6 protein-coding genes are annotated in these 5,123 nt (G+C 74.7%); 4 read left to right on the top strand and 2 right to left on the bottom strand.

Annotation, left to right across the window (positions count from 1 at the left end):
* Positions 1-134 precede the first annotated feature (134 nt).
* From AB8Z75_RS31995 to AB8Z75_RS31985, 3 genes are all read left to right on the top strand, one after another.
* On the top strand, positions 135-785 hold the full coding sequence (locus AB8Z75_RS31995; protein ID WP_369208165.1) for a DUF5304 domain-containing protein: 651 nt from the start codon (positions 135-137) through the stop codon (positions 783-785).
* Positions 786-883: 98 nt separating this feature from the next.
* Positions 884-1,825, top strand: coding sequence for an ROK family glucokinase (locus AB8Z75_RS31990; RefSeq protein ID WP_369208163.1), 942 nt, complete (start codon positions 884-886; stop codon positions 1,823-1,825).
* Between the two features lie 17 nt (positions 1,826-1,842).
* Positions 1,843-2,685, top strand: a complete 843-nt coding sequence (locus AB8Z75_RS31985) for an endonuclease/exonuclease/phosphatase family protein (RefSeq protein WP_369208161.1) — start codon at positions 1,843-1,845, stop codon at positions 2,683-2,685.
* Positions 2,686-2,753: 68 nt separating this feature from the next.
* On the opposite strand, the gene AB8Z75_RS31980 is transcribed toward AB8Z75_RS31985, so the two are convergent.
* Complete coding sequence (locus AB8Z75_RS31980; protein WP_369208159.1) at positions 2,754-3,338, bottom strand: hypothetical protein; 585 nt, start codon at positions 3,336-3,338, stop codon at positions 2,754-2,756.
* On the bottom strand, positions 3,325-4,122 hold the full coding sequence (locus tag AB8Z75_RS31975) for an alpha/beta hydrolase (protein ID WP_369208158.1): 798 nt from the start codon (positions 4,120-4,122) through the stop codon (positions 3,325-3,327). The genes AB8Z75_RS31980 and AB8Z75_RS31975 overlap by 14 nt, the downstream gene beginning before the upstream one ends.
* A gap of 218 nt (positions 4,123-4,340) precedes the next feature.
* On the opposite strand from AB8Z75_RS31975, the gene AB8Z75_RS31970 reads away from it, so the two are divergent.
* A partial coding sequence (locus tag AB8Z75_RS31970; RefSeq protein ID WP_369208156.1) for a lysophospholipid acyltransferase family protein occupies positions 4,341-5,123 on the top strand: 783 nt, incomplete at its 3' end.

Genomic DNA, 5,123 nt, shown 5'->3' with positions numbered 1-5,123 from the left:
GCCCTGCCCTGCCCTGCCCAGCCCCAGCCCCGGCCCCGCTCCGGGTCGAGGGCTCAGCCTCGGATCGGGTCCTCCGTTCGGGTACCGTCGAACCTGCACCAGCCCAGCGACCCCTTCGCCCGTAGGAGCCCGCCATGAGCGATGACGCCGAGCGCCGCGACGCCCCGGACCCCGACGCCTGGGCGACCGCGTGCGAGGAGGACCTGGCCGCCGAGAAGGCCCGCCGCCGCGCCCAGTACGGGCCGCCGCCCACCAGCGCCGCCGAGGAACTGCGCCGGCTGGCCGACGCGGTGACCGAGAAGGTCGCCGAGATCGGCAAGCCCTTCGTCGGCGCCGCCGGTTCCGCCGCGGCACAGGGCGTGGCACGGCAGCTGTTCGCGCAGGCCAAATCGACGCTGGAGCCGGTCGTCGAACGCAATCCGAAGTTCTTCGACCACCTCACCGCCGCAGGCGGCGAACTGCTGGCCGCCTACCGCTCGGTCGTCGAGGAGTCGGAGCGCCGCTGGAGCACGCCCAGGGACGCGAACGCTGCCGACGCGGCGGCCGGCACGGAGCGCGTCGACCGGATCGACGTGGAGGAGGCGGCCGACCTCTCGCGCGCCGCCGACCTGGACGGCCGTACCGTCGACGAGCAGCGCATCCCCCTCGACAAGGACGGCGCCTCCGACGACGGCGGCGCCTCCGACGACGGCCGGGACGGCAGCCGGGGCCGGGGTGGCAGCCGGGCCCGGGACGAGGCCGACGGCACGGAGTCCGGGGGCTCGGGGCAGCCCGGCGACGGCTGAACCCGCCACAGCCCTGCCGGTGTGACGGTGCCCTGCGTGTCGGGGCCCTCCGGTACGGTTTACGGCGGCGGGGCTCAGACCGGACGACCGAGGGACACATGGGACTCACAATCGGGGTCGACATCGGCGGCACGAAGATCGCGGCCGGCGTTGTCGACGAGGAAGGCACGATCCTCGAAACCAGCAAGGTGCCCACGCCCGACACCCCGGAAGCCGTGATCGACGCCATCGCGGACGCCGTACGCCAGGCCAGCGCGGAGTACCAGGTGGAGGCCGTCGGCATCGGCGCCCCCGGATACGTGGACGACAAGCGCGCCACCGTGCTGTTCACCCCCAACCTCAGCTGGCGGCACGAGCCGCTCAAGGACAAGGTCGAACAGCGCATCGACCTTCCCGTCGTGATCGAGAACGACGCCAACGCCGCGGCGTGGGGGGAGTACAAGTTCGGCGTCGGCACAGGACACGAGGACGTCGTCTGCATCACCATCGGCACGGGCCTGGGCGGCGGCACCATCATCGGCGGCAGGCTCCACCGCGGCCGGTACGGCGTGGCCGGCGAGTTCGGCCACATCCGGATGGTCCCCGACGGCCTGCTGTGCGGCTGCGGCAACCAGGGCTGCTGGGAGCAGTACGCCTCCGGGCGCGCGCTGCTGCGCTACGCCCAGCAGCGCGCCACCGCTACCCCCGAGCGCGCCGAGACCCTGCTGAGCCTCGGTGACGGCACCACCGAGGGCATCCAGGGCCGGCACATCAGCGAAGCGGCCCGCCGGGGCGACCCGGTGGCCGTCGACTCCTTCCGCGAGCTCGCCCGCTGGGCGGGCGCGGGCCTCGCCGACCTCGCCTCCCTCTTCGACCCCGGCGCCTTCATCGTCGGCGGCGGCGTCTCCGACGAGGGCGAGCTGGTCCTCGACCCGATCCGCAAGTCCTACCGCCGCTGGCTGGTCGGCAGCCGCTGGCGCCCGCACGCCGAGGTGCTGGCCGCCCAACTGGGCAACAAGGCGGGCCTCGTCGGCGTCGCGGACCTGGCTCGCCAGGGCTGAGCGGAGCAGGGGACGCGATGGGGGAGGTAAGGCGCGGCGCGGACGCGCCCGTGCGACCGGCCGAGCTGCCGCCGTCGCGGACCGAGCCGGACGGCACGGCCGTCGTCCGGCTGCTCAGCTACAACGTCCGTTCCCTGCGGGACGACGTCGAGGCGCTCGTCCGGGTCGTGAACGCCTGCGCGCCCGACGTCGTCTGCGTCCAGGAAGCCCCGCGCTTCTTCCGCTGGCGCAAGCACGCCGCCCGGCTGGCACGTCGCACCGGCCTGACGTACGTCACGGGCGGTGCSACGGCCGCGGGCCCCATGATCCTCGCCTCGCTGCGGGCCCACGTCGAACACACCGAGGACGTGCTGCTGCCCCACACCCCGGGGCTGCACCAGCGGGGCCTGGCCACCGCTCGGCTCCGCTTCGGGCCCGCGCCCGGCTCCCGCGGGGAGGTGCCCCCGGTCCGGCTCGGCGTCGTCAGCTTCCACCTCAGCCTCCAGGCGGCCGAGCGGCGGCGGCAGGCCCGCGCGCTGCTGGAGCGGGCCGCCGTGCTCGGCGAGGGCACCGGGGGCGTCGTCGCCGCGGGCGACGTCAACGAGCGGGCGGGCGGCCGTACCTTCCGACTGCTCGGCCAGGGCCCTGCCGAGGGGGTGGGGCTGCGGGACGCGTGGGAGGCGGCGCCGTGGGGTGCCGAGTACACCTCGACGCCCCGCGAGCCGGTCCAGCGCATCGATGCCGTGTTCGCCAGCGAGGGCGTCGAGATCCTCGGTGCGGGCGTGCCCCGCGGGCTGACCGGTGTGGCAGCGGGTGACCTGGTGGCCGCCACCGACCACCTTCCGGTGCTGGCCGCACTGCGGGTACGTCCGCGGAACTGAAACGCTCGGCCCGCCTCCCGGGCGGAGCCCGTCAGCCGGGGCGGCCGTCGGGAGGCGAGGGCGTCCTCTCACACCACGGCGCCGCGGCCCGGATCGTCCCAGTCGTCGTCATCGCGGCCGTCGCGCAGCCGGGTCAGCAAGGTGGCGAAGCCGCCCAGGAAACCGCCGACGCCGAGCGTCACGATCCACCACGTGAGGTCGGCCTGGAGCAGGATCGCGCCGAGCAGCAGCAGCGGCCCGCCGACGGCGGCCAGCCACGCGAACTTCGTCGCCACGTCCGTCTCGGGCAGCGGCGGCGGCTCGGGCGGCTCGAAGTGGCCCTCGCCCTCCTCGGCCGTCTCCCAGTCGCGGGGCCCGGCCGGTCCGGTCCCCGCGGCGTAGACGGTGAAGCTGCGCACCTGCGGCCCCGGCGGCTCCGCCGGATCCGGCGGCTCCTTGTCCGGCGCGGGCCGTGAGGTGGCGAGGGTGTCGCTCTCGCCGCCGCCCGGGCCGGCGGGCGGGTCCGCGTCGCGGCCCGGCCGCGGGTCGGGTTCCGGGTCCGCGGGTTCCTCCCCGTACGCGGCGACGATCGCCGCCCACGCGGCCTCTTCCTCGGGAGGGAGGGGCGAACCGTCCTCGCGGGGCTCGCCCTCCTCCGGGTCACGCCCCGTCACGTGCCCCCGCTCCCTGCGCCGCGGCGGCCGGTGTCCCCGCGGTGAGCCGGTCGACGAACCCGCGCGTGTCGGCGAAGATCCGTGTCGCGTCGTGGTCGAGCGTGGCGACGTGGAAGCTGTGCTCCAGCACCGTCTCGGTCACGTCGGTGGAGGAGACGCGGCCGAGGACGAGCGCCGAGTCGGAGGGCGGCACCACGTGGTCGGTGCGGCTGTGCAGGAGCAGCAGCGGCTGCGTCACCTCGGGCAGGTCCCGCCGCACGACGCGGTGGAACGCGCGCAGGGAGTAAGCGGCCCGCGTCGGTACCCGGGCGTAGCCGAGTTCGTGCCGGCCGCCCTTGGCGATGTCGTCGGTGATGCCGGGCACGGACCTGACGAGGAACCGTCCGGCCGGCACGGCGTACCCCTGCAGCCGGGGGAAGGTCACCGACGGGTTGACGACGACGAGGCCGCGCACCGCCTCCCCGTGCAGCGCGGCCAGCCGCAGCGCGAGGGCGCCGCCCATGGACAGGCCGCAGACGAACACCGTCTCGCACTTCTCACGCAGCAGCCGCAACTCGCGGTCGACGGTGGCGTACCAGTCCTCCCAGCCGGTCATCGCCATGTCCTCCCAGCGCGTGCCGTGTCCTGGCAGCAGTGGCAGGGAGACCGTCAGGCCGTGCTGCGCCAGGTCCTCGGCCCAGGGCCGCAGGGACTGCGGTGACCCGGTGAAGCCGTGGCAGAGCAGTACGCCGGTCGCTGAGCCGTCGCGGCGGTACGGCTCGGCTCCGGGGAGGATGGGCGGCACGGTGGGCCTCCAAGGGCTCAGCGGGAAGGCGTGGTGCCACCCTAATTCGTCGCCGGAGACCGCGGCAGTGTCCGCGGCCTCCCACGCCCCGCCCGTGCCCGGGCACGGACACGGGCGGTGGCGCGGGCGCACCCGGCCAGGGGCGGGGCAGGCGAGGTGAGCGAGCGTGCCCGAGCGGCGGCGGGATAGGGTCGAGGCGTCCCACGAAGGAGGTCGCGGTGTTCTACGGGGCGATGAAGCTGTCGGTGGGCAGCGCGCTGAAGCTCACGTTCCGGCCGTGGGTCGAGGGTCTGGAGAACGTGCCGGCCGAGGGGCCCGCCATCCTGGCGAGCAACCACCTGTCCTTCTCCGACTCCTTCTTCCTGCCCGCCGTTCTCGACCGCAAGGTCACCTTCATCGCGAAGGCCGAGTACTTCACCTCGCCAGGGCTCAAGGGCAAGCTGACCGCCGCCTTCTTCAAGGGCGTCGGCCAGCTGCCGGTCGACCGTTCCGGGGTGCGCGGCGCGGGAGAGGCCGCCATCAGAAGCGGGCTCGAAGTCCTGGAGCGCGGCGAGCTGTTCGGCATCTACCCCGAGGGCACCCGCTCGCCCGACGGCCGCCTCTACCGCGGCAAGCCCGGCGGCCTGGCGCGGGTCGCGCTGCGCTCGGGCGCGCCCGTGATCCCCGTCGCGATGATCGACACCGAGAAGATCCAGCCGCCCGGCACGTCCCTTCCCAAGCTCATGCGCCCCGGCATCCGGATCGGCGCCCCGCTGGACTTCAGCCGGTATCAGGGCATGGACAACGACCGGTTCATCCAGCGTGCCGTCACCGACGAGGTCATGTACGCCATCTTGAAGCTGTCGGGCCAGGAGTACGTGGACATCTACGCCACGGCGGCCAAGCGGCAGCTCGCCGAGGCCGCGAAGGCGGCGAAGGAGGCGGAGAAGACCGCGCAGAAGGAGGCCGCGGGACAGGACGGCGACGCGCGGAACGACGGCGGCGACCGCGGGGGCGGCGAC

The sequence above is a fragment of the Streptomyces sp. PU-14G genome (assembly GCF_041028275.1).
Classification (GTDB): domain Bacteria; phylum Actinomycetota; class Actinomycetes; order Streptomycetales; family Streptomycetaceae; genus Streptomyces.
The sequence above is the reverse complement of the archived record's forward strand: the minus strand, read 5'-3'. Positions and strand labels throughout refer to the sequence as shown.